Origin of the sequence: Burkholderia gladioli (assembly GCF_000959725.1) — a bacterium.
In the GTDB taxonomy this organism is placed as follows: Bacteria; Pseudomonadota; Gammaproteobacteria; order Burkholderiales; family Burkholderiaceae; genus Burkholderia; species Burkholderia gladioli.
On record NZ_CP009323.1, the window covers coordinates 1444325 to 1459333 of the forward strand.

Consider the following 15009-nt stretch of genomic DNA (forward strand, 5'->3'; position numbering starts at 1 on the left):
GACAAGCGCGCCTGGCTCGACAAGGCAAAGCAGATGTTCGCGGGCTTCGACCGCCCGCTCGCGCTGATCGTGTTCCTGCTGCTCTGCGTCGGGATCGTCACGCTCTACAGCGCGACCATCGACATGCCGGGCCGGGTCGAGGACCAGCTGCGCAACATCATGCTGACCTTCGTGCTGATGTGGATCATCGCGAACATCCCGCCGCAGACGCTGATGCGCTTCGCGGTGCCGCTCTATACCTTCGGCGTCGCGCTGCTGGTGGCGGTGGCGCTGTTCGGGATGACCAAGAAGGGGGCCAAGCGCTGGCTCAACGTCGGCGTGGTGATCCAGCCCTCGGAGATCCTCAAGATCGCCACCCCGCTGATGCTGGCCTGGTACTACCAGCGGCGCGAGGGCAATATCCGCTGGTACGACTACCTGGTGGCCTTCGCGATCCTGCTGGTGCCGGTCGGCCTGATCGCCAAGCAGCCCGACCTGGGCACCGCGATGCTGGTGTTCGCGGCGGGCCTGTTCGTGATCTACCTGGCGGGGCTGTCGTTCAAGCTGATCGTGCCGGTGCTGATGGCCGGCGTGATCGCGGTGGCCGCGATCGCTACCTTCGAGGACAAGATCTGCCAGCCGCAGGTGGTCTGGCCGTTGATGCACGACTACCAGAAGCACCGCGTCTGCACCCTGCTCGACCCGACCTCGGACCCGCTCGGCAAGGGCTTCCACACCATCCAGGCGGTGATCGCGATCGGCTCGGGCGGCCCGGTCGGCAAGGGCTACCTGAAGGGCACCCAGGCCCACCTCGAGTTCATCCCCGAGAAGCACACCGACTTCATCTTCGCGGTCTATTCCGAGGAATTCGGGCTGGTGGGCGGGCTGGTGCTGCTCACGCTCTACATGGTGCTGATCGCGCGCGGGCTCTATATCGCCGCGCAGGGTTCGACGCTGTTCGGGCGCCTCTTGGCCGGCTCGCTGTCGCTGGGCTTCTTCACCTATGCCTTCGTCAACGTGGGCATGGTCAGCGGCGTGCTGCCGGTGGTCGGCGTGCCGCTGCCCTTCATGAGCTACGGCGGCACCGCGCTGATCACGCTGGGCGTCGCCACCGGGCTGATCATGAGCGTCGGGCGGCAGAAGCGGCTGATGAAATCGTAGCGGCCGCGGCCGCCACGACTCTGCTTCGATCAAGCGGCGCTGCGGCGCCGCTTTGTCATTGCGAGGCCGCTTGCGGTGCCTCGACAGCGGGGACGGAGGCGGCCGAGGCAGCCGAAGCCGCGGAGGCGGCCGCGACCTGCTTGCGCAGCGCGGTGCTGACTTCCTGGTACTTGAGCGCGGCCACCTCGTCGCCATGCACGGCCGCCGCCGCGTAATAGACGCGCGCGAGGTTGAGGTCGACCGCGACGCCGTCGCCGCCGCGCTCGTAGAACGAGGCCGTCACGTATTGCGCGGTCGGCTCGCCCGCGTCGGCGGCCTTGCGATACCACTCGAAGGCCTGGTGGTTGTCGCGCGGCGTGCCGCGGCCGTCGAGGAACTGGTTGGCCAGCGCGAGCTGCGCTTCCATGTGGCCCTGCTGCGCCGCCTTCAGGAACCAGCCATGCGCGACGGCCGGGTCGCGCGCCACGAACTGGCCGTCGTCGTACATGGTGCCGAGCACGTACTGCGCTTGCGTCATGCCGGCATCGGCCGCCTGGTTCAGCCAGTGCAGGCCGTCGGCCTGGTTGGCCGGGCCGCCTTCGCCCTTGAGCAGCATCATCGCGTAGTCGAACTGCGCGAGCCGATCGCCGCGGCGCGCCGAGCGGCCGAAACCGGCCAGCGCCGAGGCGTAGTCGCCGGCGTTGTAGTCGGCCACCGCGTCGGCGGTCGCCTTCGAAGCCGGGGCCGGCCGGCGCAGCTTGCCGTGCGGCACCGCGCGGCGCGTCGACGATGTGCCCGACGCGCCCGAGGCGCTCGCGGCAGCCGGCGCGCTCGATGCGCTAGATGCTGCCGCATCCGCCGCCCGGGCCGGCTGGCTGGCCGCCAGCATCATGCTCGCCAGGCCTAGCGCGAACGCGGCGCCCGCCGTTCGCATCCGAAAACCGTTCATCTCCTGTCCTCCTGCTGGTCGCGCGCACGCGCAGCGGTTGCCCCGTCACGCGTGTGGCGGAGTCGATTCTTGTAGCGGGGAAGGCACGCGCGGCGCGAGGCCGACGCGAGCTCCCGAGCGGGTGGCTGCGCGCGCTGCCGGCAAGCCGGGCAGGCTCGCCCGCATCGCGCGCGCGACGATCTTACCGTGATCAGAATTGTGCTGCCGGAGCCGGCCGCGGGCGGCGCGAAGCGCGGTGCGGCAAGGCGAACGGCGGGACGGGCGGGTGATGCGACGCGGGGCGGCCAGACCAGAGGGAACAAAAACGGGCCGGCGGATGCGGCCCGTGCAGACAAGGATGCGGCGGCGGGGAAGCTGGCGCGCCGGACGACGTGCCGAGCCCGGCTCAGCGCGCCGGATCGCGCTCGACGTCGGCCCAGCAGTTCGGCGTCTCGTACAGGCGCACGCGCTCGAGACGCAGGTTCACGCCGTAGTGGGCGTCGTAGACGTCGGCGAGGATATCGAAGGCCACCGCCGCGAGATTCTCGACGGTCGGGATGCGATCGAGCACCACCGTCTTGTGGTCGGCCATCTTCTCGAGGAAGGAGCGCACCACCTCGTCGCGCGCATAGACCAGGAAGGCGTGGTCCCACTTGCCGACCAGGTGCTCCATGGCGAGCGACTTCACGTCGGCGAAATCCATCACCATGCCGCGGTCGGGCGCGCCCTCGGTGTCGACCAGGTCGCCGCGCAGCGTGATTTCGAGCACGTAGCGATGGCCATGCAGGTTGCGGCACTGGCTTCGGTGGTCGGGGATGCGGTGGCCCGCATCGAATTCGAGTTTTCGGGTAATCAGCACGATGAATGAAGCGCGCGGCTCAGGGAATGTTCAGGTATTTGTGGGTCTGCATCGACAGCCGCCATTGCGGATGGCGCTTGCACCAGTCGATCGCGAGCTTCGTGTTGATGTCGCGCGAGGGGCCGTCCATCGGCTGCACCAGGAAGTAGTCGAAGTCGAGCCTGGCGTAGTCGGCCAGGCGCTGGTTGTCCTGGGGGACCACCACCTTCAGCTCGTGCCCCTTGGTGACCACCAGCGGCGCATCGGCCTTCGGGCTCACGCAGATCCAGTCGATCGTCTCGAGCACCGGCAGCGAGCCGTTGGTCTCGATGGCGATCTCGAAGCCCTGCGCGTGCAGCGCGTCGACCAGCGGCTGGTCCAGCTGCAGCATCGGCTCGCCGCCGGTGCAGACCACGAACCGATTGGCCTCGCCCTCGGGCCACAGCGAGGCGACCATCGCGGCGAGCTGCTCCGGGGTCTTGAACTTGCCGCCGTTCTCGCCGTCGGTGCCGACAAAATCGGTATCGCAGAAGCGGCACACGGCCGTTTCGCGATCGGCCTCGCGGCCGGTCCACAGATTGCAGCCGGCGAACCGGCAGAACACGGCCGGGCGACCGGCGTTGGCGCCCTCGCCCTGCAACGTGTAGAAGATTTCCTTGACCGTGTACGTCATTCGCTGAGCCGGCGGCGCGAGCCGTCCGTTCCTTTCCCGCGCCTCATGCGGCGCCTGATGCCAGTGATTCCGGGCGATGCGCGAGCGTTCGCGCATCACATCGTGCTGCTTCGTTGGTCTTGCCTGCTTCCTGATTCGCCCTGCTTGCGTACCCTGCCGCCCTGCCGTTCAGGCCGGCATCTCGGTGACCTGCTCGCCGCTGCGATACGCCTCGTAGCCGCGCTTGCGCAGCTTGCAGGCCGGGCAGGCGCCGCAGCCGAAGCCCCAGTCGTGCAGTTCGGCGCGCTCGCCGACGTAGCAGGTGTGGGTCTCGACGCGCACCAGCTCGACCAGCTCGGCGCCGCCCAGTTGCTCGGCGAGGCGCCAGGTATCGGCCTTGTCGAGCCACATCAGCGGCGTCTCGAGCACCATGCGCGTGTCCATGCCGAGATTGAGCGCCACCTGCAGCGCCTTCATGGTGTCGTCGCGGCAATCGGGATAGCCCGAGAAATCGGTCTCGCACATGCCGCCGACCAGCACCTTCAGCCCGCGCCGATAGGCCAGGGCCGCCGCGATCGTCATGAACAGCAGGTTGCGGCCCGGCACGAAGGTGTTGGGCAGCCCGTTGGCGCTGGTCTCGATCTCGATGGCGCGCGTCATGGCGGTGTCGCTGATCGCGCCGAGCACCGACAGGTCGATCATGTGATCGTCGCCGAGCCGGTTGGTCCATTGCGGAAAGCGCGTGCGCAGCGCCTCGCGCACGCCCTCGCGGCATTCGAGCTCGACGCGATGGCGCTGGCCGTAATCGAAGCCGAGCGTCTCGACCGTCGAATAATGCTCGAGCGCCCAGGCGACGCAGGTCGCCGAATCCTGGCCGCCGGAAAACAGCACGAGCGCGCCGCCTTTAGCGTCTGTCCGAATCACCGTGTACTCCGTATCAGGGGGCTCGCGGCGCGCGATGCCCGGGGACGCCGCCGATGCGTGGCGGGGGCGCCCGCGTGGGCGCTACCGGGCGCGCGGCGCCGCGTCCGCGGCGTGCGGCGGCAGAGCGTCAAACAAAAAAGGACTTGCGGCGCGGAAAACCAGCGTCCTCAAGTCCTTCAAGTCTTTGAGTCGGCAGGGATTTTATCATGCGGCCCGGTATTTCGCCCGGGCGCGGCCATATGCAGCGCCGCATACCGGGAATCGGGCGGCGGCATGTAGCGCGCGAATCCCCGGCCTTCAAAAGGGAAAAGGTCCAAAAGCCGTGAAGCTTTTGGACCTTTTCGAATGTGGTGGCCTGGGTCGGAATCGAACCAACGACACGCGGATTTTCAATCCGCTGCTCTACCAACTGAGCTACCGGGCCAACGAAGAAGTGAGAGTATAGCCAGGCCCCATCAACCTGGCAAGCCCCTTTTTAAAAATTCCGCAAAAGCTCAGATCCCGCCCTCGGTCGGCTTCTTGCCGAGCTCGACGCCGAGCTGCTTGAGCTTGCGATAAAGGTGGGTGCGCTCCAGGCCCGTCTTTTCCGCCACGCGCGTCATGCTGCCGTTCTCGCGCGCCAGGTGGTACTCGAAGTAGGCGCGCTCGAAGGCGTCGCGCGCCTCGCGCAAGGGAATGTCGAACGGGATCGCCGCGGTCTGGCCCACCAGCCCCGGCGCGGTCGGCGCGTCCTCGCCCAGGACCGGCAGCGCGGCCGCCGAGGCCACCGCCGTCGGCCCTGCCGCCGGCTTGGCGGCCGGATGCTGCGGCACCGGCGCGGCGCCGCGCGCGAGGCCGTGCTCGACCGACTTGAGCAGCTTCTGCAGCGCGATCGGCTTCTCGAGGAAGTCGAGCGCGCCGATCTTGGTCGCCTCGACGGCGGTGTCGATCGTCGCGTGCCCGGACATCATGATCACCGGCATGGTGAGTTGCCCGTGGCTCGCCCACTCCTTCAACAACGTGACGCCGTCGGTATCGGGCATCCAGATGTCGAGCAGCACGAGATCGGGCGCCTGACGCTGGCGATACTCGCGCGCGGCCTGCGCGTTTTCCGCCACTTCGACGACATGTCCTTCGTCGGCGAGGATTTCCGAGAGCAATTCCCGGATGCCCATTTCATCATCTACCACCAGGATGGTTGCCATTTACGCTGCCCTTGTCTGCACTGTTGCTTTTGTCTTGGCGGGTGCCGTTCCGCTGTTCGCTCCGCCCTCGGAGCCCGTCGTGTCGTCGGCGAGTTGCAGGAAGAGGATGGAGACCTGCGCACCCTCGACGACTTCACCCTGCATGCGGTTGCGCAGATCGATCCGCGCACCGTGTTCGTCGACGATCTTCTTCACCGTCGCGAGCCCCAGCCCGGTGCCCTTGGCCTTCGTCGTGACGTAAGGCTCGAAGGCGCGCGTGAGGATGCGCGCCGGGAAACCGGGACCGTTGTCGGAAACGGTCAAGCGCACCGCGATGCGCTTGGTCCCGTCCGCATCGGGGTCGCCATATTCTACTGCCCTCGTTTCGAGCCACACACGTGGTTGCGCGACTTCGGCCACCGAATCCTGCGCGTTCTGCAGCAGGTTGTGGATCACCTGGCGCAATTGCGTGGCGTCGCCGCGGATCACCGGCAGCGGGCCCTGCTCGACCACGATCATGTTCTTGCCCTCGCCCACACCGTACAGCGTCAGCACCTCGCTGACGAGTTCGTTCAACTGCAGGTTACCGAGCACGGCCGGCGGCGTGCGCGCGTAGTCGCGGAAATCGTCGACCATGCGCTTCATCGCCGCGACCTGGTTGACGATGGTGGTCGCGCCGCGCTTGAGCACCTCGGCGTCGTTCGGCGCGAGCTTGTCGGCCAGCTTCATCTGCAGGCGCTCGGCCGAGAGCTGGATCGGCGTGAGCGGATTCTTGATCTCGTGCGCGAGACGTCGCGCCACCTCGCCCCAGGCCACCGAGCGCTGCGCGGAGATCACGTCGGAGATGTCGTCGAACACCACCACGTAGCCGGAAGTCTGCGGATCGGCGGCCTCGCTGGCCAGCGCGGACGCAAGACGCGTGCCGCGTACCAGCAGCGTGAGCGGATCGGTTTCGCCGGGCACCACCACCGCGAACTGCTGCTGCCAGTGGCCGCGATCCTCGGCGCCGCCCTGGCCGGCCGCCTCGCGATCGGCGAAGGCCTTGCGCACCATCGCGCCGAATTCGGCCACCGCCGCGATCTGGTCGAGCACGGTGCCGGTCTGCGACTGGAACGGCTGGCGGAAGATGCGCTCGGCGCCGCGGTTGGCGATGCTCAGGCGGAACTGCCGGTCGAGCACGAACACACCGGCGGTCAGGTTGGCGAGGATGCTTTCGAGATAGGCCTTCGAATATTCGAGCGCGACGCGGTTGCGCTCCACCGCCAGGCGCGCCTCGGAAAGCTGGCGCGTCATGGCGTTGAAGGACTGGGTCAGGAAGCCGAGCTCGTCGCGCGTCTTCAGCTCGCGCTTGGGCGTGTAGTCGCCCTCGGCCACTTCCTTGGTGCCCTGCGCCAGCAGGAACAGCGGCCGCGCCAGCTGGTTGCCGAGCGCCAGCGCGATCATCATCGCGATGAAGGTGGCCAGGAACAGCGCGAGCGTGAGCGTGCCGATGTACATCTTGCGCAGCCCGCTGCGGCCCAGCGACTTCTCCTGGTACTCGCGATAGGCGCGCTGCACCGCGTCGGCATTGCGCGCCAGGGTGGGCGACACCGGCTGGGTCAGCTGCAGGTAGCGCTCGGCCGGCTGCAGCAGGGCCGTGGAGGAATCGGGGATGCGCTGCACCACGCGCAGCCGCAGCGCGCCCTTCGATCCGCGCGCGCGCGGATCGCCGTCCACCTCGCCCTCGATCGCCGCGTAGCCGCCGTGCTCGCGCGCCTGGCCCAGCATCAGCGGGGTCGGCATGTCGTCGGGGATCAGCGCCGCGAAATTGCCCGAGGCCTGCGCCACGATATGCAGGTCGGGCGCCGCGCCCGAATTGCCGTGGCCCGGCTCGACGATGGTGGCGTCCTGCACGCCGAACTGGTCGCGCAGGCGCAGCAGGGTGAGCGTGGTGCCGTTGGTGTTGGTGTCGGCGCTGGCGAGCTGCTCGGACATCAGCCGCGCCTTGCTGCGCAGGTCCGACAGCGAGGCGTCGAGCGTGTCGCGCCCGAGGTTGAGGCCGGCCGTCAGCGCGGTCTCGACGTTGACGTCGAACCAGGATTCGATGCTGCGCGACACGAACTGGTAGGACACGATGTAGATGATGCCGCCCGGCACCACCCCGACCAGGGCGAAGAACACCGCCAGCTTGGCCAGCAGGCGCGTGCCGAACTTGCCCTTGCGCAGCCGCACCACGATCATGCCGACCAGGCCCATCACCACCAGCAGGAACACCAGCGCGACCAGGATATTGGCGGTATAGAGCCAGGAATAGTAGCGGTCGAAGAATTCGGTGTTGGCGCTGGCCGCCGCGAGCAGCACCAGCAGCAGCAAGGCGGTGACCGCGACCGTCGAGACGATCACGCGCACCAGCAGGCTCTTGCCGAAGAAGCGGCGCAGGCTATTTCGCACGATCGGCCACCGTGAAGGTGAAGCGCTTCCACTCCGAGACCAGGGTCCAGTCGCGGTTGTTGACCGCGTCGACCTGGAACGGCTTGGGCATCAGCGCGGTGTCGAGCTGCATGCGCACCGAGGCCGTGTAGGTCTCGCCGGGAATCACCTGGGCGCGGTCGATCACATGCCAGGAGGTCACGTGCTGGACCACCGCGAGCGCGTCCTTGAGGGTCGGGAAGCCGAGCTGCAGGCCGCCCGTGGAGACGCGATACTCGCGCGTGAGCGGCTGGAACGACAGGCGGATGGTCTGCGAGACCGACACCGGCTGCTCGTCGAACCAGTACCAGCGCGCGCGGCTCAGCTCGAAGTCGGTGGTGAAGTAGAGCGGGATGCCCTTGTTGACGGCGTCCTCGAGGTTGGCGTTCAGCTCGAACTCGAAGCGCGCGTCGAGCGCCCAGCCGCTACCGTCCGACTGCAGCGAGGCGCGCTGCACGTTGATCGGATCGGCATGGGCCGGCGCGACGACGGCGAGGCACAGCGTGATCGCGACCAGCAGCGCGGCCGCGAAACGAAGTGGAAGGAGGCGTGAGATCGTCACCGTTTCTGAAAGCGCGCGTAGAAGAATCCGTCGTGGTCGGCCTGCCGCGCGGCCTCGTCGTGACCGGCATCGCCAGGCAGCCGACTCGCGGCGGCCCGCGGCAGCAGTTGCCCGGGCGCGTCCAATCGTACCGCATCTTGAACCGCGTCTTCAAACCAGCGCGCCTGTTGCTCGCCTTCCTCGGGGAAGATCGAGCAGGTCACGTAGAGCAATTCGCCGCCCGGCTTCAGCAGCGGCCACAGCGCCAGCAGGATGCGGCGCTGCTCGGCTACCAGCGCCGCGATGTCGGCCTCGCGGCGCAGCCAGCGGATGTCGGGATGGCGCCGCACGATGCCCGAAGCCGAGCAGGGCACGTCGGCCAGGATCCGGTCGAAAGCGCGGCCGTCGTGCCAGGCTTCGGGTGCGCCGGCATCGCCCACGCGCACCTCGGCGGACAGCTTCAGGCGCGCCAGGTTCTCTCCGATGCGCTCGGCGCGCGTCGCGTCGCTCTCCAGTGCCACCACCTCGACATCGGCCAGTTCGAGCAAATGCCCGGTCTTGCCGCCCGGCGCCGCGCAGGCGTCGAGCACGCGCATTCCGTCGCGCGCGCCCAGCCACTCGGCGGCCAGTTGCGCGCCCGCGTCCTGCACCGAGACCACGCCGTCGGCGAAGCCGGGAATCCGGTCCACCGGCAGCGGCGAAGCCAGCCGCACCGCGTGGCGGCCGACCGCGTCGGCCTCGATGCCGTGTTCGCGCAGCGTGGCCAGATAGGCGTCGACATCGGTATGCCGCGCGTTCACGCGCAGCGTCAGCGGGCCGGGCCGCTCGGCGGCCGCGAGGATCGATTGCCAGTGTTCGGGCCAGGCGCGCTCGACCGCGTCGATCCACCAGCCGCGATAGTTCCAGCGCGCGCCGCGATCGGCCTGCCATTGCGCGGCGAACGTCTCGCGCTCGCGCAGGAAACGGCGCAGCACCGCGTTGACGAGCCCCTTCGCGAAGGCGAACTCGCGCCGCGCGCCGACCGCCGTGACCGCCTGGTCGACCACCGTGAACGGCGTATAGGCCGCCTCGGCTTGCTCGTCGAGCAGCAGCGCCAGCGCGCAGGCCAGCAGCGCGCGCACGTGCTCGGGCGGGGCCTTGCTGACCAGCGCGCCGACCAGCCATTCGGCGGTGCCGAGCCGGCGCATGGCACGGTAGGCGATGTCCTGGATCGCGCCGCGCGAGAGCGGCTGCGCGGCGGCCGGCTGGGCGGCCTGCACCGCCGCCAGCGCGGCGGGCAGCGCCGAGCCTTGCGAGACCGCCGTGATCGCGCGCGCGGCGCCGTCCAGCGCGTAGCCGAGCGAATCGGGCGGCAGGTGCAGCGCCGACAGGCGCGGCGCGGAAGGCCGCTGGCTGGACGGGCTGGGGCGTGACGAACGGGAAGGACGGGCGGAACGGGGCTGGGTCATCGGATACGGGAGCTGGCGGGCCGGCTTGGCGCGGGCCGCGCTCCGGACGAGCACGGCATCAAACGACGCATTGTAGCGCGCCGCCCGCGCGCTCCCGCCAGGGGATGCGTCTCGTGCCACCCGCCACGCGTCGGCCAGCCGGCGCGCGGCCGGCTCCCGGGGCGATCAGTAGCGGTAGGTCACCGCGCTCATGCCGAACCAACTGTTCTTGCTCTGCACGATCGGGCTGTTGCTCGAGGAGCCGAACAGGCGCGTGAGGCCGCCGGTGGTGGTGATCGACCAGCGCTGCGAGAGCGAGTGGGTCCAGGCCGCCGAGACGGTCGCGCGATCGAAACCGCCCTTGGTCGAGTAGGCCGCGAAGCGGCTGCTCGCCGCCTGCGCGGCACTGACGCCGAAGAAGGTCTGGTTGTAGCGGCCGCTGCCGGCGTGCAGGCTGCTGGTCACGCTGACGCTGTCGGCCGCGGTCTGGAACACCGGCACCTCGAGGTCGAGATGGCCGCTCACGCCGCGCGTGGTGTGGGTGAGCGGCTGGTCGAGCGTGACGCTCACGGTGGACACGCCGAACACGCGCGCGCCGGCCTTCAGCGACAGCAGCAGCGAACCGGGGATATTGCCCATGCCCTTGAGGTAGTCGGAGCCGTTGCGGTCGAAGCGGTTCTCGTCGGCGCGGCCGTCGTCGTAGGAGAGCGCCGCGGAGACGAACAGGCCATTCGAGAAATCGCGGCGGTAGCCGGCGCCGTCCATGCCGAGGAAGAAGCCGTTGTCGAAGCGGGCCGAGATCATCGGTGCAAGGATGGGCCGGTAGTCGCGGCTGCCCAGGTAGCGCGAGCTCACGCCGCCGCCCAGCGAGAACAGGTAGACGTTTTCCGCGTGGGCGGCGGAGAAGCAGGCGAGGCCCAGCAAGGGCAGGCAGCGATGGAGCAGACGTAGGCGCACGGCGGGGTTCCCCGATTGGTGAAGAAGCCGCCGCAGTCTAGGGAGCGTGGCGATGCGCGTCTGTCTCGAAATAATGCGGATTTGTGTGGGACTGTGGGGAAGTGTCGGGATGTGTCGCGTGGCTGAGAGAAGCGGGCGCGGGCAAGCCGGCCAGGCAGCGCAACGCAGGCGTCATGCCTCGGCGTGGCTTGAGGATCGGGTGAATAAGGCGATGCCATGACGATGGCCGCCGTCACGCAAAATCCGCGAGCATAAAAAACGGGGCTGTCAGCCCCGTGTCCTATCGGTCCTGCCGAGTGTCCCACACGCGGAGGATCGCGATACCGGTCGGAATCGGTTCGTAGGCCGGGACGATTTCGTAGTGAATCTCGTAATCGCCGTGCAAACAAACGTCCTTGTGGATCTCGCGCGCCGGAGGACCTTCCCATCCGTCGAGTTCCTCGCCGATGCGGTGACGCAACGCGACGCCGAGCGATTTTCCTTCGGCGGTGAGCGCCTTCACAATCTCCCGTGCTTTCAGTACTCCATTGATCTTTTTCTCGAACTCGAAGATCGCGAGCATGTCGGACGCCGCCTTGCTCGTGAAAACGACGGGAACTTGCCTCACTCGCCAACCTTCGGCAGCGGTAGTTCGTGGTCGGTCCCGAGCGAATCCGCCCAGCGCTCCATCGCCTCCATCGACACCAATCTCGCCGCGTCGACGTCGTCCAACCCTTCCTGGATCATGGCGCGTTCGCGTTCCGCACGGGCGAGGTAGGCAACCACCGCCTTGCGGACGATCCATTGCTTCGAGCGGTCCAGCCGTGCCGCCATGGCGTCCATCCGCTCCACGAGGTTGACGGGCAATTGTGCCGTTACCGTTTTCAACGCTTCAGCCATGCCGGGCCTCCGTCATCTGCGTTTCCGAAGGCCCTATTGTAAAACAATAGACACCCTCGAGAGGCCCAATTGATTGCTGCTCGAACGGCAGCGCGTGGATCGGCGATGGTTTTTGTCGTTGACCGAAATCCTGCTTTCGACGCATTGCGCGCCGAGGTCTGTTCCTGCATCGATCGTTTGACCGTCGCTGATCCCTAGCCCCGCCTACCGTTCGCGCGTCTTGAGCGATAGGCGGGATCGATATCCCGCAGTCATGGCGACGATCAGGATACCGACGGCATCCCGACCTCGAAAATCACTCGAAGCGCCCCGTGCGCGCCATCTCCATCAGGCGCGCGATGCGCTCCTCGGTGGCCGGGTGAGTGCTGAACAGGTTCTGCAGCCCACCACCCGCCAGCGGATTCATGATCATCATCTGCGCGGTGGCCGGGTGCGCCTCGGCCGTCGCGAAGGGGATGCCGGCGGCATAGCGATGGATCTTGTCGAGCGCGGTGGCGAGCGCCTGCGGATCGCCCGAGATCTGCGCGCCGCCGCGGTCGGCCTCGAATTCGCGGGCGCGCGAGATCGCCATCTGGATCAGCGCGCCGGCGATCGGCGCGAGCAGCGCCACCGCGATGCCGGCGATCGGGTTGCTCGGGCGGCCGTTCTCGTCGCGCCCGCCGAAGAACATCGCGAAGTTCGCGAGCGCCGAGATCGCGCCGGCCATGGTGGCCGAGATGGTCGAGATCAGGATGTCGCGATGCTTGACGTGGGCCAGCTCGTGCGCCATTACCCCGCGCATCTCGCGCTCGGACAGCACGCGCAGGATGCCGGTGGTGGCAGCCACCGCCGCATGCTCGGGGTCGCGCCCGGTGGCGAACGCGTTCGGCGCGGCCTCGTCGATCAGGTAGACGCGCGGCATCGGCAGGTTCGCGCGCGTGGCCAGCTCGCGCACCATGCGATAGAACTGCGGCGCGGTGCTCTCGTCGACTTCCTGCGCGTTGTACATGCGCAGCACCATCTTGTCCGAGTACCAGTACGAGAAGAAATTCATGGCGAGCGCGAACAGCAGCGCGATCATCATGCCGCGCGAGCCGCCGATCATCCCGCCGATCACGATGAACAGGGCCGTGATCGCGGCCATCAGCATCGCCGTCTTGACCCAATTGAACATAGTCCACTCCTTGAGACCGTAACCACACTCGGCGGCATCCCAGTCGTGCCGACAAGCGATTGTAAGCGAATCGTTAGATAAGGGCGTGTCGGAAAAATTCAATATCTCGAAATGACGAAACGCGTGAGTGACAGAACGCGTATCGACACCGCCTCAGCGCTGGGTCGCCGCGGCCAGCCGCAGGCCGAGGCCGACGAAGGCGCTGCCGACCAGGCGGTCGAGCCAGGTCTTCAGCGCGCCGTTGCCGGCGAAGCGCCGCGTGACGGTGCCGGCCACCCAGGCCACCACCAGGCTCCAGATCAGGCCCTGCAACACGAACACGCCGCCCAGCGCGAGGAACGCGAGGGTCTTGTGCGCGCTGTCGGCCGCCACGAATTGCGGGAAGAACGAGATGAAGAACAGCACCACCTTCGGGTTCAGCACGTTGGTGGTGACGCCCTGCACGAACAGCTGGCGCAGGGGGCGCGCCGGACCGGCGGCAGCCGGTGCTTCGGAAGACGCCGGCGTCGCGGCGGGCCGCGACAGCACCAGCTTCACGCCGAGGTAGATCAGGTAGGCGGCGCCGGCGTACTTGACGGCCGTGAAGGCCAGCGGCGAGGCGGCGATCAGCGCGGTCAGGCCGAACGCGCAGGCCAGCGTGTGGACGCCGCAGCCGGCCGCGATCCCGAACGCCGAGACGATGCCGGCGCTGCGGCCCTGCGCGACGCTGCGGCCGACGATATAGGCGGTGTCGGGGCCGGGCGTGATGTTCAGCAGGAACACGGCCAGCACGAAGAAACCGAAATGGGTGATGCCAAGCATGGGGGACCTTCGAAACCGCGGCGGGGACAGCAGGCATTCTACGCGTCTCGCCGCGCGGGCGGCAGCGTTCGGGGGGCGCCCTCGGCTGCGGGATTCATGGCGCTCGCGACGCCGCGCGGCGAGGCGGCACCGGAGCGGATCGCACGCCGCCCGAAGCGCCGCGCGATCGCCGCCGGCTTCGGCCCCGCCCGCCGCTCAGGCCGGCTCGGGCAAGGCGAAACGCTGGCCGGCCGCGAGCGGCGCGCCGGCCAGGAACTCGCGCGCGGGCAGCCGCTTGCCGCCCGGTTTCTGCAACTGCGTGACGCGCAGCGTACCGCTGCCGCAGGCGATCAGCACGCCCTCGGCGCCAGCTTCGACGATGGTGCCGGGCTCGGCCGCGCCGCGCGCGGCCACCGCCTCGGCGGCCCACAGCTTCAGCACGCTGCCGTCGAGCATGCCCGCGCCGCCCGGGAACGGATCGAAGGCGCGGATGCGCCGCGCCAGCACCTCGGCCGGCTCGCGCCAGTCGAGCGCGGCCTCGTGCTTGCCGATCTTCTCGGCATAGGTGATGCCCTCGGCCGGCTGCGGCGTGGCGTCGAGCTTGCCCTCGCGCTCGAGCTTCACCAGCGCCTCGACGATCAGCTGCGAGCCGAGCGTCGCGAGCTTGTCGTGCAGCGACGCGGTGGTGTCATCCCCGGCGATCGCCACGCGCGCCTCCGAGATCATCGCGCCGGTATCGAGCCCCGCATCCATCTGCATCAGCGTGACGCCGGTCTCCGCGTCGCCGGCCTCGATCGAGCGGTGGATCGGCGCGGCACCGCGCCAGCGCGGCAGCAGCGAGGCATGGATGTTGATGCAGCCGTGGCGCGGGATGTCGAGCACTTCCTGCGGCAGCAGCAGCCCGTAGGCGGCCACCACCATCACGTCGTGCGGCGTGGCGTTCAGCGTGTCGAGCGCGGTGGCCGCCTCGGCCGGGAACTTGCCGTTGCGGCGCAGCGAGGGCGGCTGCGCGACCGGCAGGCCGTGTTCGAGCGCGTATTGCTTGACCGCGCTGGCCTGCAGCTTCATGCCGCGCCCGGCGGGTCGGTCGGGCTGGGTCAGCACCAGCGGCACCGGGAAGCCGGCCTGATGGATCGCGGCCAGCGCGGCCGCGGCGAATTCCGGCGTGCCGGCGAAGATGACGCGCAACGAATGGCTCAT

At 68.6% G+C, this 15009-nt stretch carries 15 protein-coding genes and 1 tRNA gene; 1 reads left to right on the top strand and 15 read right to left on the bottom strand.

What is annotated here, in order from left to right:
• The first annotated feature begins 33 nt into the window (after positions 1-33).
• Complete coding sequence (rodA, locus tag BM43_RS39305) at positions 34-1140, top strand: rod shape-determining protein RodA (protein ID WP_236717797.1); 1107 nt, start codon at positions 34-36, stop codon at positions 1138-1140.
• Between the two features lie 55 nt (positions 1141-1195).
• Here rodA and BM43_RS23415 read toward each other — a convergent pair whose 3' ends face one another.
• From BM43_RS23415 to fmt, 15 genes are all read right to left on the bottom strand, one after another.
• Complete coding sequence (locus tag BM43_RS23415) at positions 1196-2008, bottom strand: tetratricopeptide repeat protein (protein ID WP_042286304.1); 813 nt, start codon at positions 2006-2008, stop codon at positions 1196-1198.
• Positions 2009-2453: 445 nt separating this feature from the next.
• Positions 2454-2906, bottom strand: coding sequence for a 6-carboxytetrahydropterin synthase QueD (gene queD / locus BM43_RS23420; protein ID WP_013699738.1), 453 nt, complete (start codon positions 2904-2906; stop codon positions 2454-2456).
• Positions 2907-2925: 19 nt separating this feature from the next.
• The gene (gene queE, locus BM43_RS23425; protein ID WP_013699739.1) at positions 2926-3558 is read right to left on the bottom strand and encodes a 7-carboxy-7-deazaguanine synthase; all 633 of its coding nucleotides are present in this window, start codon (positions 3556-3558) and stop codon (positions 2926-2928) included.
• A 168-nt stretch (positions 3559-3726) separates the two neighbouring features.
• Entirely contained in the window at positions 3727-4461 is a 735-nt protein-coding gene (queC, locus tag BM43_RS23430) for a 7-cyano-7-deazaguanine synthase QueC (RefSeq protein WP_013699740.1), read from the bottom strand.
• Between the two features lie 348 nt (positions 4462-4809).
• Positions 4810-4885: transfer RNA gene (locus tag BM43_RS23435), tRNA-Phe, on the bottom strand.
• Between the two features lie 70 nt (positions 4886-4955).
• Positions 4956-5645: a response regulator transcription factor EsaR gene (esaR, locus tag BM43_RS23440; RefSeq protein ID WP_013699741.1), complete on the bottom strand. Its 690-nt coding sequence runs from the start codon at positions 5643-5645 to the stop codon at positions 4956-4958.
• Positions 5646-8054, bottom strand: coding sequence for a sensor histidine kinase EsaS (esaS, locus tag BM43_RS23445; RefSeq protein ID WP_036048806.1), 2409 nt, complete (start codon positions 8052-8054; stop codon positions 5646-5648).
• Complete coding sequence (locus tag BM43_RS23450; RefSeq protein WP_013699743.1) at positions 8044-8634, bottom strand: DUF4390 domain-containing protein; 591 nt, start codon at positions 8632-8634, stop codon at positions 8044-8046. The genes esaS and BM43_RS23450 overlap by 11 nt, the downstream gene beginning before the upstream one ends.
• Complete coding sequence (gene rsmB, locus BM43_RS23455; protein WP_036048804.1) at positions 8631-10061, bottom strand: 16S rRNA (cytosine(967)-C(5))-methyltransferase RsmB; 1431 nt, start codon at positions 10059-10061, stop codon at positions 8631-8633. The genes BM43_RS23450 and rsmB overlap by 4 nt, the downstream gene beginning before the upstream one ends.
• Before the next feature lie 165 nt (positions 10062-10226).
• Positions 10227-10970, bottom strand: coding sequence for a MipA/OmpV family protein (locus tag BM43_RS23460; RefSeq protein ID WP_036039224.1), 744 nt, complete (start codon positions 10968-10970; stop codon positions 10227-10229).
• A gap of 307 nt (positions 10971-11277) precedes the next feature.
• Positions 11278-11559: a type II toxin-antitoxin system RelE/ParE family toxin gene (locus BM43_RS23465; protein ID WP_105850985.1), complete on the bottom strand. Its 282-nt coding sequence runs from the start codon at positions 11557-11559 to the stop codon at positions 11278-11280.
• 41 nt (positions 11560-11600) lie between these two features.
• Entirely contained in the window at positions 11601-11876 is a 276-nt protein-coding gene (locus BM43_RS23470; protein ID WP_036048802.1) for a CopG family ribbon-helix-helix protein, read from the bottom strand.
• A 295-nt stretch (positions 11877-12171) separates the two neighbouring features.
• The gene (htpX, locus tag BM43_RS23475) at positions 12172-13029 is read right to left on the bottom strand and encodes a zinc metalloprotease HtpX (protein ID WP_013699748.1); all 858 of its coding nucleotides are present in this window, start codon (positions 13027-13029) and stop codon (positions 12172-12174) included.
• A gap of 153 nt (positions 13030-13182) precedes the next feature.
• On the bottom strand, positions 13183-13830 hold the full coding sequence (locus BM43_RS23480) for a LysE family translocator (protein WP_036048800.1): 648 nt from the start codon (positions 13828-13830) through the stop codon (positions 13183-13185).
• A 195-nt stretch (positions 13831-14025) separates the two neighbouring features.
• The gene (fmt, locus tag BM43_RS23485) at positions 14026-15009 is read right to left on the bottom strand and encodes a methionyl-tRNA formyltransferase (protein WP_036048798.1); all 984 of its coding nucleotides are present in this window, start codon (positions 15007-15009) and stop codon (positions 14026-14028) included.

Bases quoted from the DNA above. Each gene is read 5' to 3' on its own strand.
- rodA (WP_236717797.1), top strand. From the start codon at position 34: ATGTTCGCGGGCTTCGACCGCCCGCTCGCGCTGATCGTGTTCCTGCTG.
- BM43_RS23415 (WP_042286304.1), bottom strand. From the start codon at position 2,008: ATGCTGGCGGCCAGCCAGCCGGCCCGGGCGGCGGATGCGGCAGCATCT.
- queE (WP_013699739.1), bottom strand. From the start codon at position 3,558: ATGACGTACACGGTCAAGGAAATCTTCTACACGTTGCAGGGCGAGGGC.
- esaR (WP_013699741.1), bottom strand. From the start codon at position 5,645: ATGGCAACCATCCTGGTGGTAGATGATGAAATGGGCATCCGGGAATTG.
- rsmB (WP_036048804.1), bottom strand. From the start codon at position 10,061: ATGACCCAGCCCCGTTCCGCCCGTCCTTCCCGTTCGTCACGCCCCAGC.
- BM43_RS23465 (WP_105850985.1), bottom strand. From the start codon at position 11,559: ATGCTCGCGATCTTCGAGTTCGAGAAAAAGATCAATGGAGTACTGAAA.
- BM43_RS23470 (WP_036048802.1), bottom strand. From the start codon at position 11,876: ATGGCTGAAGCGTTGAAAACGGTAACGGCACAATTGCCCGTCAACCTC.
- htpX (WP_013699748.1), bottom strand. From the start codon at position 13,029: ATGTTCAATTGGGTCAAGACGGCGATGCTGATGGCCGCGATCACGGCC.
- BM43_RS23480 (WP_036048800.1), bottom strand. From the start codon at position 13,830: ATGCTTGGCATCACCCATTTCGGTTTCTTCGTGCTGGCCGTGTTCCTG.
- fmt (WP_036048798.1), bottom strand. From the start codon at position 15,009: ATGAGCCATTCGTTGCGCGTCATCTTCGCCGGCACGCCGGAATTCGCC.